Annotated in this window: 18 protein-coding genes; 5 read left to right on the top strand and 13 right to left on the bottom strand. The window is 70.4% G+C overall.

Annotation, left to right across the window (positions count from 1 at the left end):
- Position 1: 1 nt before the first annotated feature.
- The 10 genes from OKJ99_RS40390 to OKJ99_RS40345 form a co-directional block, all read right to left on the bottom strand.
- Positions 2-373, bottom strand: coding sequence for a helix-turn-helix domain-containing protein (locus OKJ99_RS40390; protein ID WP_326023489.1), 372 nt, complete (start codon positions 371-373; stop codon positions 2-4).
- Between the two features lie 67 nt (positions 374-440).
- Positions 441-1,019: a dihydrofolate reductase family protein gene (locus tag OKJ99_RS40385; RefSeq protein WP_326023488.1), complete on the bottom strand. Its 579-nt coding sequence runs from the start codon at positions 1,017-1,019 to the stop codon at positions 441-443.
- 27 nt (positions 1,020-1,046) lie between these two features.
- Positions 1,047-1,397 (bottom strand): luciferase domain-containing protein, encoded by a 351-nt coding sequence (locus OKJ99_RS40380; protein WP_326023487.1) that lies wholly within the window; start codon positions 1,395-1,397, stop codon positions 1,047-1,049.
- A gap of 54 nt (positions 1,398-1,451) precedes the next feature.
- Positions 1,452-2,213 carry an SDR family oxidoreductase gene (locus OKJ99_RS40375; protein WP_326023486.1) on the bottom strand — a complete coding sequence of 254 codons (762 nt, stop codon included), beginning with the start codon at positions 2,211-2,213 and terminating at the stop codon, positions 1,452-1,454.
- Positions 2,210-3,451 (bottom strand): acyl-CoA dehydrogenase family protein, encoded by a 1,242-nt coding sequence (locus OKJ99_RS40370; RefSeq protein WP_407700865.1) that lies wholly within the window; start codon positions 3,449-3,451, stop codon positions 2,210-2,212. The genes OKJ99_RS40375 and OKJ99_RS40370 overlap by 4 nt, the downstream gene beginning before the upstream one ends.
- A gap of 11 nt (positions 3,452-3,462) precedes the next feature.
- Positions 3,463-4,092 carry an HAD family hydrolase gene (locus tag OKJ99_RS40365; protein ID WP_326023482.1) on the bottom strand — a complete coding sequence of 210 codons (630 nt, stop codon included), beginning with the start codon at positions 4,090-4,092 and terminating at the stop codon, positions 3,463-3,465.
- On the bottom strand, positions 4,089-4,901 hold the full coding sequence (locus tag OKJ99_RS40360; RefSeq protein WP_326023481.1) for an SDR family oxidoreductase: 813 nt from the start codon (positions 4,899-4,901) through the stop codon (positions 4,089-4,091). Before OKJ99_RS40360 ends, OKJ99_RS40365 begins: the two co-directional genes overlap by 4 nt.
- Before the next feature lie 69 nt (positions 4,902-4,970).
- Positions 4,971-6,479, bottom strand: coding sequence for a long-chain-fatty-acid--CoA ligase (locus OKJ99_RS40355; protein WP_326023480.1), 1,509 nt, complete (start codon positions 6,477-6,479; stop codon positions 4,971-4,973).
- A 92-nt stretch (positions 6,480-6,571) separates the two neighbouring features.
- Positions 6,572-7,384 carry an enoyl-CoA hydratase-related protein gene (locus OKJ99_RS40350; protein WP_326023479.1) on the bottom strand — a complete coding sequence of 271 codons (813 nt, stop codon included), beginning with the start codon at positions 7,382-7,384 and terminating at the stop codon, positions 6,572-6,574.
- The gene (locus OKJ99_RS40345; protein ID WP_326023478.1) at positions 7,381-8,775 is read right to left on the bottom strand and encodes an MFS transporter; all 1,395 of its coding nucleotides are present in this window, start codon (positions 8,773-8,775) and stop codon (positions 7,381-7,383) included. The genes OKJ99_RS40350 and OKJ99_RS40345 overlap by 4 nt, the downstream gene beginning before the upstream one ends.
- Before the next feature lie 160 nt (positions 8,776-8,935).
- Between OKJ99_RS40345 and OKJ99_RS40340 the strand changes: the two genes are divergently transcribed.
- Both OKJ99_RS40340 and OKJ99_RS40335 read left to right on the top strand, forming a co-directional pair.
- Entirely contained in the window at positions 8,936-9,886 is a 951-nt protein-coding gene (locus OKJ99_RS40340) for an alpha/beta fold hydrolase (RefSeq protein ID WP_326023477.1), read from the top strand.
- Positions 9,887-9,967: 81 nt separating this feature from the next.
- Positions 9,968-10,648, top strand: a complete 681-nt coding sequence (locus tag OKJ99_RS40335) for a TetR/AcrR family transcriptional regulator (protein WP_326023476.1) — start codon at positions 9,968-9,970, stop codon at positions 10,646-10,648.
- Here the strand turns inward: OKJ99_RS40335 and OKJ99_RS40330 are convergent.
- Complete coding sequence (locus OKJ99_RS40330) at positions 10,594-11,208, bottom strand: PadR family transcriptional regulator (RefSeq protein WP_326023475.1); 615 nt, start codon at positions 11,206-11,208, stop codon at positions 10,594-10,596. The genes OKJ99_RS40335 and OKJ99_RS40330 overlap by 55 nt on opposite strands.
- A 91-nt stretch (positions 11,209-11,299) precedes the next feature.
- Between OKJ99_RS40330 and OKJ99_RS40325 the strand changes: the two genes are divergently transcribed.
- The 3 genes from OKJ99_RS40325 (at position 11,300) to OKJ99_RS40315 (ending at position 14,807) form a co-directional block, all read left to right on the top strand.
- Positions 11,300-11,701 (top strand): nuclear transport factor 2 family protein, encoded by a 402-nt coding sequence (locus tag OKJ99_RS40325; protein ID WP_326023473.1) that lies wholly within the window; start codon positions 11,300-11,302, stop codon positions 11,699-11,701.
- 213 nt (positions 11,702-11,914) lie between these two features.
- The gene (locus tag OKJ99_RS40320; protein ID WP_326023471.1) at positions 11,915-14,260 is read left to right on the top strand and encodes a molybdopterin cofactor-binding domain-containing protein; all 2,346 of its coding nucleotides are present in this window, start codon (positions 11,915-11,917) and stop codon (positions 14,258-14,260) included.
- Positions 14,261-14,330: 70 nt separating this feature from the next.
- Positions 14,331-14,807, top strand: a complete 477-nt coding sequence (locus OKJ99_RS40315) for a (2Fe-2S)-binding protein (RefSeq protein ID WP_326023470.1) — start codon at positions 14,331-14,333, stop codon at positions 14,805-14,807.
- A 71-nt stretch (positions 14,808-14,878) separates the two neighbouring features.
- Here the strand turns inward: OKJ99_RS40315 and OKJ99_RS40310 are convergent, their stop codons facing one another.
- Both OKJ99_RS40310 and OKJ99_RS40305 read right to left on the bottom strand, forming a co-directional pair.
- Positions 14,879-15,310: a Zn-ribbon domain-containing OB-fold protein gene (locus OKJ99_RS40310; RefSeq protein WP_326023469.1), complete on the bottom strand. Its 432-nt coding sequence runs from the start codon at positions 15,308-15,310 to the stop codon at positions 14,879-14,881.
- A 133-nt stretch (positions 15,311-15,443) separates the two neighbouring features.
- Complete coding sequence (locus tag OKJ99_RS40305) at positions 15,444-16,163, bottom strand: TetR family transcriptional regulator (RefSeq protein ID WP_326023468.1); 720 nt, start codon at positions 16,161-16,163, stop codon at positions 15,444-15,446.
- Positions 16,164-16,363 lie beyond the last annotated feature (200 nt).

Here is a 16,363-nt window from a genome sequence, read left to right as displayed (position 1 = left end):
CTCAGGCGGCGAGACAGACCGTGCCCCGCGCGCCCTGGCCGGACGTGGTCACACCGGTGGAAGACACCAGGCGCACCGGGCGGACCGCCTTCGCCAACTCCCCCTGCGCGAGGACGAGTACGTCGACGAGCCCCAGACCGAGCGCCCCGGCCACGGCGGCCAGCATCTCCGACGACGCCTCCTTGCGGCCGCGCTCGATCTCCGACAGGTAGGGCATCGACATCCCGGCGACGTCCGCCACCTCCTGCAGCGTCCGCCCCTGTGCCCGCCTGCGCCGCCGCAGCACCCCGCCGACGACATGGCGCAACAGGGGCTCCGGGGCCGGAGCGGGACGGGGGCGAGGGCGGGGTCGGCGGCTCTCCTGGATGCTCATCGGCCCACCGTACGAGCGCGCGCGACGGCCGCGCCCCGCACTTCGCCCACGGCGATATCGGCCGGACTCAGCCCCGGTCCCGCTCGTGCCGCAGCAGGACGACCCCGTTCCCGAACGTGTGCGTCTCCGCGAGGCGCAGCGGGCGCTCCGTGAAGGTCTCGCCGCGGTGGAAGATCGGGGTGCCCGCGCCGATCAGGACCGGATGGACGTAGACCCGGAACTCGTCCACGAGGTCGTGCTCCAGGAACGTCGTCGCCATGTTCGCCCCCTCGATGACCAGGTCGCCGCCGGGCTGTTCCTTGAGGGCGCGGATCGCCTCGGGCACCACCTCGTTCATCACGGTGGTGTGCCACTGTGCGGGACCCGGCTGGAGCGTCCGGGAGAACACGATCTTCGGCATCTCGCACCAGATGCCCGCGAACTCGGCCATGGTCGGGGAGGCCTCGGGGTCCTTGTGCACCGTCGGCCAGTGCGCGGCCATGAGCTCGTGCGTGACGCGTCCGCTGAGGAAGCCGCCGAAGGTGCGGCTCACATCGTTCATGTGCTGGTGCAGTTCCTCGTCGACCCGGTGCCAGCCGATCTCGCGGTCGGGGCCCTGCATATGGCCGTCGAGGGACATGCCCATCATGAAAACGATCTTGCGCATCGGATGCTCGCCTCTCTCCGTGAACCGCTAGCCGCGCTCCCAGTCACACGGAGGTGAGGGGCAGGCGTGCGCGTCGTGTTCCTTCAGGGCGACGCTCACCAGGCTCAGCAGCAGCTGCACATCCGTGTCGCATTCGAGAAGCACGGTAATCCAGGAGGCCCCCGGTTGCACCCTGATGGCACTGTTGTGTCGCAGTTGGGGCAGCAGGCGCTGCACGACCGACGACGTCAGGTACAGATCGGCGCAGTCATCGGCGTGGAAGTGCACAAGGTCGTGGCCCGCCGCGCGAAAGGCGTGCCCAACCAAGCACTGGGACGGGCCACTTACCAGGTTCGGCCATGTTCCGAGCTCGGTCATGGCGCGCTGTGCCGCGGTCATGCCTCCATCCTGACGCACGCTTCACCTGGAGGACCACCCCCATCCACCACGCCGTTACAGCGGCCCCGAGCCGACGAGTTGGCCGCCGTCGACGACGAGGGTCTCGCCGGTGATCCAGCGGGCGCCCTCGCCGGCGAGGAAGGCGACGGCCTCGCCGATGTCCTCGGGTTCACCGATCCGGCCGAGCGGAGTCGCGCCCGTGATCGCCTCCTCGTTCTCCTGCCAGAGCGCTTCGGCGAGGCGGGTGCGGACGACGCCGGGCGCGATGGCGTTCACCCGCACCTTCGGCCCGAGTTCGAGGGCGAGGTGCTTGGTGAGGTGGATCAGGGCGGCCTTCGAGACGTGGTAGATCCCGACGTCCTTGGCGACCGAAAGCCCCCCGATCGAGGCCGTGTTGATGATGGCGCCACCGTGTTCGCCCATCCACGCCTTGACCGCGAGCGACGTCCACAGGATCGGCGCCCACAGGTTGACGTCCATGGTCTTGGCGAAGCGCGCGTGCCCCTGGTCGATGATCGGCCCGTACGCCGGGTTCGTACCGGCGTTGTTGACGAGGATGTCGAGGCGGCCGTACGACTCCACGACGTGCTCGACGCAGGCGCGCGCCGCGTCCTCGTCGGTGGCGTGCGCCCCGAACCCCTCGACGTTGTCGCCGAGTTGGCGCGCCGCTTCCTTGGCGCGTTCCTCGTCACGGGACGTGACCACGACGCGGGCGCCGCGGTCGCGCAGGGCGCCGGCCGCCGCGAGGCCGATGCCTCGCGACGCGCCGGTGACGAGCGCGACCCGTCCGTGCAGAGAGGCCTCCGAAGAGGTCACTTCTCACCCCGTTCCTTCTGCCGGCGGCGCAGCTCGCGCCGGGCGATCGTCCGCTTGTGCACCTCGTCGGGGCCGTCGGCCAGGCGCAGGGTGCGCAGGTGCGCGTACATGCTGGCGAGCGGGAAGTCGTCGGAGACGCCACCGCCGCCGTGCACCTGGATGGCGCGGTCGACGATCTTGAGGGCGACGTTCGGCGCGGCGACCTTGATCGCGGCGATCTCGGTGCGCGCCTCCTTGTTGCCGACGGTGTCCATCAGGTGGGCGGCCTTGAGGGTGAGCAGGCGCGCCATGTCGATCTCGATGCGGGCCTCGGCGATCCAGTCCTGGATGTTGCCGCGGTCGGCGACCGGGGAGCCGAAGGTCGTACGGGCCTGCGCCCGGTCGATCATCAGGTCGAGGGCGCGCTCGGCCATGCCGATGGCACGCATGCAGTGGTGGATGCGGCCGGGGCCGAGGCGGGCCTGGCTGATCAGGAAGCCGTCGCCCTCGCCGGAGAGCAGAGCGGTGGCCGGGACCCGGACGTTCTCGAAGAGGACCTCGGCGTGGCCCTCGCGGTCCTGGTAGCCGAAGACGGGCAGTCCGCGCACGATCGTGACACCGGGGGCGTCGATCGGCACGACCATCATCGACTGCTGGCGGAAGGCGGGCCCGTCGGGGTCCGTCTTGCCCATGACGATGAGGACCTTGCAGTTGGGGTGCAGGGCGTTGGACGTCCACCACTTGCGGCCGTTGAGCACGTAGTCGTCGCCGTCGCGCTCCATCCGCATCTGGATGTTGCTGGCGTCCGAACTGGCCACCGCGGGCTCGGTCATGGCGAACGCGGAGGCGATCTCACCGTTGAGCAGCGGCTTGAGCCACTTCTCCTTGTGCTCCTCGGTACCGAAGAGGGTGAGGACCTCCATGTTGCCGGTGTCCGGCGCGTTGCAGTTGGTGGCCTCGGGTGCCAGGCCCGCGCTGCGGCCCATGATCTCGGCGAGCGGCGCGTACTCGAGGTTGGTGAGACCGGGGCCCCACTCGGGGTGCGGGCTGAACAGGTTCCACAGGCCGCGCTTCTGCGCCTCGGTCTTCAGCTCCTCGATGACCGGCGGGTGGAAGTGCGGGTCGCCGGACTCGGCCATCTGCGCGGCGTAGACCGCCTCCGCGGGGTAGATGTGCTCGTCCATGAAGGCGAGCAGCTTGTCCTGGTACTCCTTGCCCCTGGCGGACTGTTCGTACACGAGTGGTTCCTCCCAAGTCATTACGTACGGTGTCACACGCGGCTCGACGCGCCCAGCAAGCGGTCGAGTTCGGCGGCGGTCGTGGCGGCGTCGCGGTGCACGACCCCGGCGATGCCGATGCGGGCCGCGGACGTGATGTTCTGTTCCAGGTCGTCGACCATGACGGTCTGTTCGGGGGCGACGCCGAGGCGTTCGCAGGCGATGGCGTAGGCGCGCCGCGAGGGTTTGCGGACGCCGATCTCGCCGGAGATGGTGACGGCGTCGAACAGCGCGGGCAGGTCGAAGCCCGCGTAGCAGTCGTCGCCGAGCGAGTTGGAGAGCAGGCCGACGGGGTGTCCTTCGGCGCGAACCTTCGCGACGAGTGCGACCGTGTCCGGGTCGGGGCGCAGGCCCGCCATCATGCGGGTGACAAGTCCTGCCGCCTCGACGTCGGCGCCGTGGGCGCGCAGGCGTGCCGCGAAGCCCTCCTCGAACGCGCGCTGCCCGATGAGCCCCTTCTCGTGCTCGACGAGCAGCGCGCTGCTCTCCTTGTCGTGCGTCAGCAGCCGCCTCAACAGGTCCGGGTCGCCGGTGAGTTCACGGCCCAGGTCCTCGAAGGCGTCGACGAGGCTCGTGGTGAGGACGCCGCCGAAGTCGAAGAGGACGGCGCTGCGCGCGGTCATCGCACGGACTTCTGGTAGCGGCGCATGCCGCGCAGCCACCGGTCGTAATCGCTGCCCTTGTGGCGGAAGAAGTCGAGCACCTGCGGGTGCGGCAGCACGAGGAAGCGCTCGTCGCCGACGGCGGCCAGCACCTCGTCGGCGACGTCGAGCGGCTTGAGCAGGTTTCCGGCGTCCAGCACGGCGCGGGCCGCGGCCTGCTCGGTGGGGTCGGAGGAGCGGGTGCCCGCCATGAGCAGCTCCGTCTCGACGCCCTGCGGGCACAGGCAGCTCACGCGCACACCCTCGTCCCCGTACGTGACCGAGAGCCACTCGGAGAAGGCGACGGCGGCGTGCTTGCTGACGGCGTACGTCGCCGAGCCGATCTGCGTGAGCAGGCCCGCGGCCGACGCGGTGGAGAAGAAGTAGCCCTCGCCGCGCTCCACCCAGCCCGGTACGAGGAGCTTCGCGGCGCGCACATGTGCCATCACGTTGATGTCGAGCGCGCGCTCCCACTCCTCCTCGGTGGCGTCGAGCCCGGCGCCGCCACTGATCCCGGCGTTGGCGAAGTACAGGTCGACGGGTCCGAAGCCCTCCTCCGCGGCCGCGATGAGGCCGCGCAGGTGCTCGGTGTCCCCCGCGTCCCCGGCCAGGCCCGCGACGCGCCCCTCGTGGCTCTCGGCGAGCCGCTGCACGGTCGCGTCCAGGCGCGCCGCGTCGAGGTCCGTGAGCAGCACACCTCGGGCGCCGGCTTCCAGGAGGCGCTGGGCGACGGCGGCGCCGATGCCTCCGGCGGCTCCTGTCACGATCGCGACCTTGTCGTTGATCAACATCCCGCTGTCCGCTCCTTCGCTTCCTTCGTCCCACCCGGTGCGTGGCACTCACCGTACTTGAATCCGACGTCAAGTTCTAGAGAGTCCCGAGACGACGGACGGGTCGATGCCGCGCTTGAGGATCTTGCCGGTGGCCCCCTTCGGCAACTCGTCGACCACGGCGAGCAGATGGGGCACCTTGTAGGCGGACAGCCGCTCCTTGGCCCAGGCCCGCAGCGCCTGTATGTCGAGCGCGGCGCCGGGGCGCAGGGCGACGACGGCCGCGACCTCCTCGCCGTAGTGCGGGTCGGGCACCCCGATGACGGCGGCCTCGACGATGTCGGGGTGCTCGTACAGCACCTCCTCGACCTCGCGCGGATACACGTTGTAGCCGCCGCGGATGACGAGGTCCTTCTTGCGGTCGACGATGCGCAGATCACCTTCGGCGTCCAGGGAGCCGAGGTCACCGGTGCGCAGCCAGCCGTCGGCGTCGAGGGCCTCCCCCGTCGCGTCGGGCCGGTTCCAGTACCCCTTCATCACGACGGGGCCCTTGATGTGCACCTCACCCACCTCCCCCGGCGGCAGCTCCGCGCCCTCGTCGTCGCGCACGGCGACCGCGCAGCTCGGCAGCGCCCGGCCCACGGTCCCCGGTTTGGCCGGTTCATCCGCGAGATGGCAGGTGCCGGCGCCGGTGGTCTCGGTGAGGCCGTATCCCTCGACGATGGTGCACCCGAACCGCTCCTCGAAGGCCCGCATGACCTCGACGGGCAGGGAGGCCCCGCCGGAGGAGGCGAGCCGCAGGCCCGAGAAGTCGGCTCCCGCGTCGTCGGCTGCCCGCAGCATGGCGTTCCACATGGTCGGCACACCCGCGATGAAGGTGGGTCGGTCGCGCCGGATGAGCGCCGTCATGGCACCGGCGTCGAACCGTTCGAGCAGGGTGAGCGAGCCACCCGCACGCATCGTGGTACCCATCACGCAGGCCTGCCCGAACACATGGAAGAGCGGGAGCCCGGTGACGGCGCGATCGTCGGGGCCGATGGCGTGGATGTCACAGAAGATGGCGGCGCACGATGCGAGATTGCCGTGGGTGAGCTGGGCGCCCTTGGGCTTGCCCGTGGTGCCGGAGGTGTAGAGGATCGCCGCGGTGTCGTGGGCGTCGGCGGGGAGCGGCTCGGGGGCGGCGGAGGCGGGGGCGATGCCGTCCAGTCCTTCCCTCAACTCCCGGAACGGCACGCCGAGTTCGTCGGCCGTGCGGCGAGCCGCCGGGGCGAGCGCGCTCCACGCCAGGACGAGCCGCACGTCCGCGTCCCGCGCCATGTACGTCAACTCGCGCTCGGTGGCCATGGTGTTGGCGGTGACCGCGATGACACCTGCGGCGAGGATCCCGTAGTACGCCATGGCGAACTCGGGCACGGACGGCGCGACGAGCAGCACCCGGTCACCGGGCCGAACGGTGTGCGTGTCGAGCAACTCCCGTACGGCGCACGCGCGTTCACTTAGCTGCCCGTACGTCCAGCTGACCGACGTCGAACCGCGCAACGCGATCCGGTCCGGGGCGGAGGCGGCATGGGTCCAGATGGATGCGGAGGCGTTGGGCATGCGAGACCTTTCCTTTTGAGCCCCTGCGGCGATTGAGCAGCGGGGTCCGGGGCAGAGCCCCGAGACCGCGCGCCGGGTATCCGCAACAACACTCAGGCCGACCCCAACGGCCCCAACGGCCGAAACCCCGGCTCCCGCCCCTCCAAATAACTCCGCACACCCTCCGCCGCATCGGCCCGCCCGAACGACTCCTCCATGAGGACCTCCGCCCTCCGCGCCGCCCCCTCGAAATCCGTCTCGAACGCCTCGCTGAGCTGCTGCTTCATCACGCTCATCGACGTCGGCGACGACCAGGTCGCCAGCTCCGTGGCGTAGGCGACCGCCTCGTCGAGCAGCTGGTCCCGCTCGACGACCCGGTTGACGAGCCCCATCTCGTACGCCTCAGTGCCGCGCACCACCCGCCCCGAGAACAGCAGGTCCGCCGCGCGCGCGGGCCCGACGACGCGGGGCAGCAGCCACGCGATCCCGTACTCGGCGATGAGCCCGCGCCGCGCGAACGACGTGGTGAACTTGGCGTCCGGCGTACTGAACCGGATGTCGCAGTACAGCGCCTCGACGAGGCCGAGGCCCGCCGCCGCCCCGTTGATCGCGCCGATCAGCGGCTTGCGCAGGCTCAGCGGGAACCAGCGGGGCCGCTCCCTCTTCGGCCGTTCCTCGCTCGCCGCGTCGGCGGAGCCGATCCGCTCCAGCTCGGCCATGTCGGCGCCCGCGCAGAACCCGCGGCCGGCCCCGGTCACGACGACCGCGCGCACCTCGGGGTCGGCCTCCGCCTCGTCGAGGAGCGCGAAGTAGCGGTCCTCCAGCTCGTTGGTCCAGGCGTTGAGCCGGTCGGGGCGGTTGAGTGTCACCACGGTCACGGCGCCGCGCCGCTCGGCGTACACCAGGTCCTGGTCGGTCGTCGTCACGATCGCACTCCTTCCACGGCGCCCGGCACCGCTGTCGGGTCCTCGCGCACCTCGCGCGGGTTGGTCTCGCGCAGCACCCAGGCGCAGCCGAAGGTGAGCAGGCCCATCACCGCGATGAACACGGACACCCAGCTGGTGCCGCCGGTGCCACCGATGATCGCGGTCATGATGAGCGGGGTGCCGCCGCTGATGGTCAGGGCGGCGATCTGGTAGGCGAGCGAGGCGCCGGAGTAGCGCACGCGCGGCTCGAAGAGTTCGCCGATGTAGGCGGCGAGCGGCCCGTACGTGAGGGACTGGCCGAATCCGCCGATCAGGACGGCGACGCCGAGCCACAGCAGCGAACCGGTGTTGACCAGCCAGAAGTAGGGGAACGCCCACAGCACGATGATGGCCGCCCCGACGAGCACGGCGGGGCGCCGCCCGACCCGGTCGGACAGCCATCCCGCCCACAGCACGAACAGGGCGCCGACCGCGGTCACCGGCATCGCAACCAGGAGGATGTCGTCCTTGTCGAGGCCGAGGTGCTCGGCCGCGTAGCTGATGACGCCCGCGATGCTGATGTAGAAGAGGCAGTTGGTGCCGGCGAGGAGCCCGGCCGCGAGCAGCACGGTGCGCCACTTGCTGCGGATCACCTCGACGACGGGCGCCCGCGCCACCTTCTCCTTGTCGCTCTTCGCGGCGGCCTGCTCGGACATCTGCCGGAACTCGGGCGAGTCCTCGACCTTGTTCTGCACGTACATCACGACGGGCAGCAGCACGGCGCTCACCAGGAACGGGATGCGCCAGCCCCAGCTCATGAACGCCTCGTCCGAGGTGACCGCGCTCGCCAGCAGGAAGACCCCGTTGCCGAGGAACACACCGAGCGAGACACCCATCTGCCCGAAGGTGCCCGCGTACCCCTTGCGTTTGGGTGAAGCGGACTCGGTGAGCAGCAGCGCGATGCCACCCCACTGGGCGCCGCAGGCGAGGCCCTGCAGGAAGCGCAGCAGTACGAGGAGCAGCGGCGCGGCGGCGCCGAGGACCCCGGCGCCCGGCAGGCAGCCGATCAGGAAGGTGCAGGCGCCCATCAGCGCCATGGAGAGGACGACCATCGCCTTGCGGCCGTGCCGGTCGCCGAGGTGTCCCGCGACGACGCCGCCGATCGGCCGGGCGAGGAAGCCCGCCCAGAAGGTGCTGAACGACAGCAGGGTGCCGGTCAGTGCCGACGAGTCGGGGAAGAAGACGTGCGGGAAGACCAGCGCGGCGGCCGTCCCGTAGAGAAAGAAGTCGTACCACTCGATGGAACTGCCGATGAGTCCCGCGGCAAGTAGCTTGCCCGAGGCGCGCGTCGGAGGTGTCTCGGCGGCTGCCTGTTCGGCGCCTTTTCGGGGCTGTGCGGTGGGCGGATTCACGTGCGGGGCTCCTCCGTCGTCCAAACATGTCACGACCGCTGCGGCCCTGCGGCCGCCCCCTGTATATTTGAACCCAACGTCAACTTCAATACCTTGAACACGCCCTTGAACAGGGACTGTTCAAGTTGTCACCGGGTGTCGAGATCGAGGAGTTGCCCATATGAGTACCCCCGCAACCGTGACCGAGTGGAAGCGCGTGAGTGCGCGGCAGGTCGATGTGAACGGGATCTCGCTGCGCGTCTTCGAGCACGGCCCTGCGGATGCCGACCAGCACGACAAGCCGCTGGTGGTGCTCTGCCACGGCTTTCCGGAGCTGGCCTTCTCCTGGCGTCACCAGGTGCTGGCGCTCGGCGCGGCGGGGTACCGGGTGCTCGCCCCGGACATGCGCGGGTTCGGCGGGAGTTCGCGGCCCGAGGAGGTCGACGCGTACGACACGCTGACCGTCTGTGCGGACCTCGTCGGGCTGCTCGATGCCGTGGGCGCGGACGACGCGGTGTTCGTGGGGCACGACTGGGGTGCGCAGGTGGTGTGGCAGATGGCGCTCGCGCACCCGGAGCGGGTGCGGGGTGTGGTGGGGATGAGTGTGCCGGTGGCGCCGCGCTCCCCCGTGGCGCCCCTGCCCGTGATGCAGCGGCGACTCGGCGACGCCTTCTACATGGTGTGGTTCCAGGAGCCGGGCGTCGCCGACCGTGCCCTCGCGCAGAACGTGCGCAGGACGCTGGTGACGCGGGAGATCTGGTCGGCCGAGTGGGCCGGGCGCCCGGACGAGAACTTCCCGCCGGCGCCGTGGCTGAGCGAGGAGGAACTCGCCTACTACGTCGAGGAGTTCGAGCGCACCGGGTTCACCGGCGGCCTCAACTACTACCGGAACCTGGATCGTACCTGGGAGCTGACGGAGCACCTCGCCGGGCGCACCGTCGACTGCCCCTCGCTGTTCGTCACCGGGTCCGCGGACCCGGTGGGCCGGTTCATGCCCGCCGACCGTCTTGAGGAGGTGCTGACCGATCTGCGCGGGCGCGTCGTGCTCGACGGGGCGGGGCACTGGATCCAGCAGGAGCGGGCCGGCGCGGTCAGCGCCGCTCTCCTGGAGTTTCTCGCGGGTGTCGGCTGATACGATCCGCAGCCACCGGTGGGTGCACACCCCTTGAGAGATGCCCGTCCACCAGTGGAAACACGAACGAAGGGACCCGCGTTGGCTGCCCAGGCCCCGGCCGCAGACGGCGGACAGAAGCAACCCATCACACCGCGCAGCGCCCGCGGCGTCCGCACGCGCAACGCGCTGGTCGTCGCCGCCCGTGAGGTGTTCGAGCGCGACGGGTATCTCGACGCCCGGATCACGGACATCTCCAAGGCCGCGCATGTCGCGTCCGGCTCGTTCTACACGTACTTCAACAGCAAGGAAGAGGTCTTCCAGGCGCTCGTCGCGCAGGTGCAGGAGGAGATGCTCCACCCGCATCTGCGCGAGCGCACCGGCATCACGGATCCGCGCGAGATGATCGACGCGTCGAACCGCGAGTACCTGCGCGCCTACAAGAAGAACGCCCGCCTCATGGCGCTCTTCGAGCAGGTCGCCCAGGTCGACGAGACGTTCAAGCAGCTGCGCATCGAGCGGGGCAACGCGTTCGCGCGCCGCAACGCCAAGCTGATCCGCTCCCTCCAGGACGCGGGCGCGGCCGACCCGGGCCTCGACCCGCTGGTGACGGCGCACGCCCTGTCCGTCATGGTGAGCCGCATGGCGTACCTGGTGTTCGTCCTCGGCCAGCGCATTCCGTACGAGAAGCTGGTGACGACGCTCAACAAGATCTGGGAGAACGGGCTTCAGCTCAGGGAGCCCGAGGCTCCCGGCGGGCCCGAACCCGAACCCGAGGGCTGAGCCGCGCGGGCGGCGCGCCGCTCCAGGATCTCCAGGACGCGTCGCCCCCAGCGCAGGTTCTCCTCCTCGAAGGAGATGCCGCGCAGCAGCGTCAGATACGGTCCGACGCGCTCCCCGTCGGCGAGGAAGTCCTCCTCGCCCAGCTCGCCGAGCAGATGCCGCCGCACCCGCTCGTAGCGGGCGAGTTTGCCGCGCGCCCAGTCCATGCGTTCCTCGATGTGCGCGCGGACGGCGTCGCCCTCGCCGACGTCGACGGCCTGCACCTTCACCATGAGTTCGTCGCGCAGCGCGAGCGGTTTGGGCTGCCGCTGCGTGAACGCGGCCAGGTCGGCGCGGCCGGCCACGGACAGCGTGAACATCCGCTTGTTCGGCCTGCGCTCCTGCGCCACCACCCGCGCGTCGATCAGCCCGTCGGCGGTCAGCCGGTCCAGCTCCCGGTAGAGCTGCTGGGGCGTCGCCGCCCAGAAGTTCGACACCGAGACGTCGAAGATCTTCGCCAGGTCGTACCCGGAGGCCTCGCCCTCAAGGAGCGCGGACAGGACGGCGTACTTGAGCGACATGTGGACACCATACAGCGATGCGATTACTGTCACCCGCACCTATTCAACTTATTGCCTATGAAGCTGTGGGCGAGGAACCGAGGTGGCACCCATGCATCCCTTCCGTGCAGCCGTGGAGAAGGACGATCTCGACGCGGTCGAGGCCATGCTGGCCGAGGACGTGGTCTTCACCAGCCCGGTCGTGTTCAAGCCCTACCCCGGCAAGGCGATCACCGCGGCGATCCTGCGCGGCGTCACCCGTGTCTTCGAGGACTTCCGCTACGTGCGGGAGATCGGCGACGCCGACGGGCGGGATCACGTGCTCGTCTTCGAGGCGCGGGTCGGCGACCGGAAGATCACCGGTGCCGACTTCCTGCACTTCGACGAGGACGGCCTGATCGACGACTTCATGGTGATGGTGCGTCCGCTGTCCGCCGCGCAGGCGCTGGCCGAGGCGATGGGCGCCCAGTTCGACCGGATCGCCGAGGAGGCGACGGGGGCCGACGGCTCCTGAGCGTCAGGCGCGGCAAGTGTGACGGTCCTGTGGATCAGCGGCGAGGAACGTGCCGTGCCCATGTCGGTGGCGCGGGCGGCGTGCCAGGCTCCGCGGTGGCGCCGGGCCGATCCCGCCCGAGCGCCTGTGGTGTGGAACAGGCCGGACCCCGCGAGCCCGGCCCGATCCACACGACAGGCCCCAGCGCCCGCCCGCGTTCCGGAGGACCGCCACATGGCCGAGCAGAGTCGCTCACCTCAGCACGACGAACCGTCGACGCCGTCCGCACCGGGACGGCGCAGAGTGCTCGCCTATCTACTGGCCGCGCCGACGCTCGCCGTGGGCGCCCGGTTCGCCCTGGACGCCGCGGACCCGGCCGAGGCCGAGGCCGCGGTGCCCTCGCCGCCGCAGCCGGAGGAGCTCTTCGACCTCGGTGACATGCAGAATCTCGCGGCGGCCCCGGCCTCGGGCCTGATCACCGTGCGCGTGCACGAGGACGGCACCGCCTCGTTCGCGGTCCCGCGGGCCGAGGTCGGGCAGGGCATGACCACCGCGGTGGCGATGATGATCGCGGAGGAGTTGGACCTGCCGCTCGACGCCGTGCGGGTCTCCCTGGCCGACGCCCGCCCCGAGTTGCTGATGAACCAGCTCACCGGCGGCTCCAACTCGATGCGCAGCATCTACCGCCCCGTGCGCACCGCTGCCGCCCTCGCCCGGCAGCAGCTCATCGCGACGGCGGCGCGGCAGTGGGGCGTCGCGGCCTCGGAACTCACCACGCACGAGGGCCTCGTCTCGTACGGCTCCGGTTCCTCGGCGAAGCGCGCCGCGTACGGTTCCCTCGCGAAGGCCGCGGCGAGCGGGCAGTCGTTGCGGGTGGCGGCGGCGCCGCTGAAGGAGCGGTCCGAGTTCAAGGTGCTCGGCACGCCGCAGAACCGTATCGACGCGCTGGAGGCCGTCACCGGGCGCAAGAAGTTCGGCATGGACCACGAGGTGCCCGATGCCAAGCCCGCCATGGTGCGCAGGCCGCCGACGCTCGGCGGGACCGTGCGGACGGTGCGCAACGCGGACACCGTGCGGCGGATGCCCGGCATCACGGATGTCGCGGAGCTGAAGCACGGGGTCGCGGTGCGCGGCGAGACATTCGGCCAATGCATCGACGCGCTACGGGAGTTGGACGTCGACTGGGGTCCGGGCGACGTGGACGGCGAGTCCGACGACTCGGTGGAGCGCAAGCTCAAGGCGGCCACTCCCCCGATGATCGTGCCACCGGTCCTGACGAAGAAGCTGGACGCCGAGTTCACCTTCGCCTTCGCCAGCAACAGCCCGCTGGAACCGGACAACGCCATCGCCGACGTGCGCGAGGGCCGGGCCGAGATCTGGTCGAGCCTGAAGGTGCCGATCGTGGCCCAGCGCGACATCGCGGAGCGGCTCGGCCTGCCGCAGAGCGCGGTGACGGTGCATGTGGTGGAGGGCGGCGGCTCGTTCGGCCGGCATCTGTTCCACGATGTCGCGGCCGAGGCGGCGGAGATCTCGCAGAAGATGGGCAAGCCGGTCAAGCTGTCCTGGTCGCGCACCGACAGCTTCCGGCACGGCCGCGCCCACCCGATGTCCGTCTCACGTGTTCGCGCCACGTACACCGGCAAGGAAGTCCTCAGCTACGAGCAGCGGCACGCCAGTTCGCAGACCGACTTCGGGCACGGGCTCGGCGAGATGATCACGTCGACGGCCGCGAAGCTGCCCGTGGCCGGCAATCTCACCTTCGCCGAGACCATCTTCACGCTCACGCAGACCACCCCGTACGACTTCGGTGTCACCACGCAGCTGCTCAGCGAGGTGCCACTGAAGTTCGCGACGGGCAGCATGCGCAACATCTACTCGCCGAACGTGGCGTGCGCGCGCGAGCTGATGGTCGACCAGCTGGCTCGGAAGATGGACCGGGACCCGGTGGAATTCCGGCGCTCGTTCCTCAAGGACGAGCGGCTGCACGCCGTCCTCGACAAGGCGGCCGAGGAGGGCGAGTGGGGGCGGTCGCTGCCCGACGGGGTGGCGCAGGGAATCGCCCTGCACACCGAGTACCGGGGCGCCGTGGCGATCCTCGTCGAGATCGACTGCCGGCCGGAGACCGTCGGCCGGGAGGTCAAGGACGGGGTGACGGGGCCGCGGGTCACCAAGGCACTGATCGTGGTGGACGCCGGGTTCGCGATCAACCCGCGGGGCCTCGGCGCGCAGATGATGGGCTGCTTCAACGACGGCCTCGCCATGGCCCTCACCTCCAGCCTGCACATCGAGGACGGCCTTCCGCTGGAGGGCAGTTGGGACAACTACTTCTATACGCGGCAGTGGAACACCCCGCCCGAACTCCGGGTGATCGTGATGCCGAACACCGGTGAAAAGCCGTCGGGCGCCGGGGAGTTGGGCGTCGCGCCCGCCTTCGCGGCCGTCGCGTGCGCGTACGCGCGGGCGACCGGCACGCTGCCGACGCGCTTCCCGATCAACCACGCGGAGCTCGCGTTCGAGCCGCTGCCGCGCGAGCCGTCGACGCCGCAGTCACCGACGGACGGGCTCGACCGGGCGTACTGATCCGGACCCCGCATTCTCCTGAACCCCCGCTTCCCCGCTTCCCCGACTACCGAGGAGACCTGATTCCCCGATGCCGCGTCACACTTTCACGCTGAACGGCGAGCGGATAACCGTCGAGGCCGAGGACGACGTGCGGCTGCTGTGGGTCCTACGGGATCTGCTCGGTGTCACCGGACCCAAGTACGGCTGCGGGATCGGCGTCTGCCAGGCCTGTACGTCGCACATCAACGGCAAGGCGTTCAACCCGTGTTCGGTGCCGGTGTCGCAGGTCGGCCCGGACGACGAGGTGACGACGATCGAGGGGCTGCCCGCCACCGTCGGCCGCGAGCTGCACCCGATGCAGGAGGCCTGGCTGGAGCGCGACGTGGCGCAGTGCGGCTACTGCCAGCCGGGCCAGATCATGGCCGCCGTCGCCACGGTGCGCAAGGTGCGGGACGAGGGCCGCGAGATCACCGAGGCGGACCTCGACGCGATCCGCAACGTGTGCCGCTGCGGCACGTACAACCGGATCCGTGAGGCGATCAAGTCGGGGGCGCGGGCCATGTGAAGCGGCCCGCGCGCCCGTGGTCGGCGCTGGTCGCCATCAGCCATCAGCCGTCAGCCGTCAGCCGTCAGCCGTCAGCGCAGGTCGTAGCCGACGGCGAAGTCGTCCTCGAGCTCGAAGAAGACCTCGCCGGACTCGGCGGCCGCGCCCTCCACGGGGCGCACCGTGGCGCCGAGCCACACCATGTGCGGTGCGGTGCCCACGATGCGGCAGGGCACGATGAAGTCCTCGGGGAAGCGGACGAGTGCCTCGTTGCGCGCGACTCCGGTGCCGCGGTGGACGACGCGGGACTGGACCACGACGCCGGGGCCCGCGCTGTGCTCGGTCTTCAGCTCGCTCGACGCGCAGACAGGACACAACAGCCGCCGGAAGGACGGAGTGCGACACCAACGGCAGCGCTGGTAGGGGAATCCCGCGTCGGCGTCCGCGTCACCCGCGGCACCCTTGACACCTTCGACGCCGTTCGGCGCCATGACACCGATGCCGCTCGTGAACGTCCCTGACATCACTGACATCCTTCGGCCTCCCGCACTCGCCGGCGCGCGCCGGGCGACAGTGCCTCGGCGCCCTCTCAGCGTATGGCACTCGGTGCCAGCCAGTAAAGACACTGAGTACCATCAAGTTGCTTCGGGCTCCGATTCAGCCGTCCCGCAGCGCCGACTCCACCCGCTGGATGACCCGCCACATCGGGGCCCCCTTGGTCGCCACCATCACGACGACGTCCTCCTGTTGGGGCTCGGGCGCCGCCGCACCGTCGCCGCCCTCCCCCCACGTCCGCCGTACGAGCCGCAGCGCGCGGTCGACCGCGTCCTCGGCGTCACCCTCGCCGCCCGAACGCAGCCAGGAGCGCAGGCCGTTGTTGTGCGCGGCGACCACGGACGCGGCCACCACCTCGGCGCGCAGGGAACCGTCGGTGGCCTCGACCCAGCGCTGCCGCAGATACCCGGCGAGCATGCGCTCGTAGCGCCGCACGACGGACAGTTCGTACGTCCGAAGACCCGGCACCTCACGGGTCAACTTGTAGCGCTGTACGGAGAATTCGGGGTTCGTGGAGTAGACGCGCAGCACCAGGCACGCGGCGTCGCACACCACGTCGACGGCGTCGCTCTCATCGCTCGCCGCCTCCAGGAAGGCCGTCATGTCGGCGAGGCAGCTCTCGTGGTCCGGGAAGACCGCGTCCTCCTTGGACGGGAAGTAGCGGAAGAACGACCGCCGCCCCACCCCGGCCCGCGCCACGATGTCGTCCACGGTCGTCCGCTCGAAACCACGCTCCAGAAACAGCTGGAACGCCGCCTCGGCCAGCACCTCCCGCATGGGTGCCTTCTTCTGTGCCCCGTTGACCTCGCGCGCCTCGCTCATGCCGGGAACGTAACACCGGACGGCCACCCTTGGCACTAGGTACCTTTACAGAGGGAACTGAGTGCCATACGTTGTCGGCAGTAGTTGGACGAGTGCAGTAGGGCCGCAGGGCAGTGGAGGAGTCGGCGTGAGCTTGAGGATCGTTGTCACCGTGAAGTACGTGCCGGACGCCACGGGCGACCGGGGTTTCGCCGATGACC

The sequence above is a fragment of the Streptomyces endophyticus genome (assembly GCF_035798155.1).
Classification (GTDB): Bacteria; Actinomycetota; Actinomycetes; order Streptomycetales; family Streptomycetaceae; genus Streptomyces; species Streptomyces endophyticus.
This window is presented reverse-complemented; position numbering and strand designations above follow the sequence as displayed.

Excerpts from the sequence above, each read along its gene's own strand:
- OKJ99_RS40360 (WP_326023481.1), bottom strand. The coding sequence starts at position 4,901 with ATGTTGATCAACGACAAGGTCGCGATCGTGACAGGAGCCGCCGGAGGC.
- OKJ99_RS40380 (WP_326023487.1), bottom strand. The coding sequence starts at position 1,397 with ATGACCGCGGCACAGCGCGCCATGACCGAGCTCGGAACATGGCCGAAC.
- OKJ99_RS40305 (WP_326023468.1), bottom strand. The coding sequence starts at position 16,163 with ATGAGCGAGGCGCGCGAGGTCAACGGGGCACAGAAGAAGGCACCCATG.
- OKJ99_RS40390 (WP_326023489.1), bottom strand. The coding sequence starts at position 373 with ATGAGCATCCAGGAGAGCCGCCGACCCCGCCCTCGCCCCCGTCCCGCT.
- OKJ99_RS40325 (WP_326023473.1), top strand. The coding sequence starts at position 11,300 with ATGCATCCCTTCCGTGCAGCCGTGGAGAAGGACGATCTCGACGCGGTC.
- OKJ99_RS40340 (WP_326023477.1), top strand. The coding sequence starts at position 8,936 with ATGAGTACCCCCGCAACCGTGACCGAGTGGAAGCGCGTGAGTGCGCGG.
- OKJ99_RS40330 (WP_326023475.1), bottom strand. The coding sequence starts at position 11,208 with ATGTCGCTCAAGTACGCCGTCCTGTCCGCGCTCCTTGAGGGCGAGGCC.
- OKJ99_RS40315 (WP_326023470.1), top strand. The coding sequence starts at position 14,331 with ATGCCGCGTCACACTTTCACGCTGAACGGCGAGCGGATAACCGTCGAG.
- OKJ99_RS40385 (WP_326023488.1), bottom strand. The coding sequence starts at position 1,019 with ATGCGCAAGATCGTTTTCATGATGGGCATGTCCCTCGACGGCCATATG.
- OKJ99_RS40310 (WP_326023469.1), bottom strand. The coding sequence starts at position 15,310 with ATGTCAGGGACGTTCACGAGCGGCATCGGTGTCATGGCGCCGAACGGC.
- OKJ99_RS40365 (WP_326023482.1), bottom strand. The coding sequence starts at position 4,092 with ATGACCGCGCGCAGCGCCGTCCTCTTCGACTTCGGCGGCGTCCTCACC.
- OKJ99_RS40370 (WP_407700865.1), bottom strand. The coding sequence starts at position 3,451 with ATGACTTGGGAGGAACCACTCGTGTACGAACAGTCCGCCAGGGGCAAG.
- OKJ99_RS40355 (WP_326023480.1), bottom strand. The coding sequence starts at position 6,479 with ATGCCCAACGCCTCCGCATCCATCTGGACCCATGCCGCCTCCGCCCCG.
- OKJ99_RS40320 (WP_326023471.1), top strand. The coding sequence starts at position 11,915 with ATGGCCGAGCAGAGTCGCTCACCTCAGCACGACGAACCGTCGACGCCG.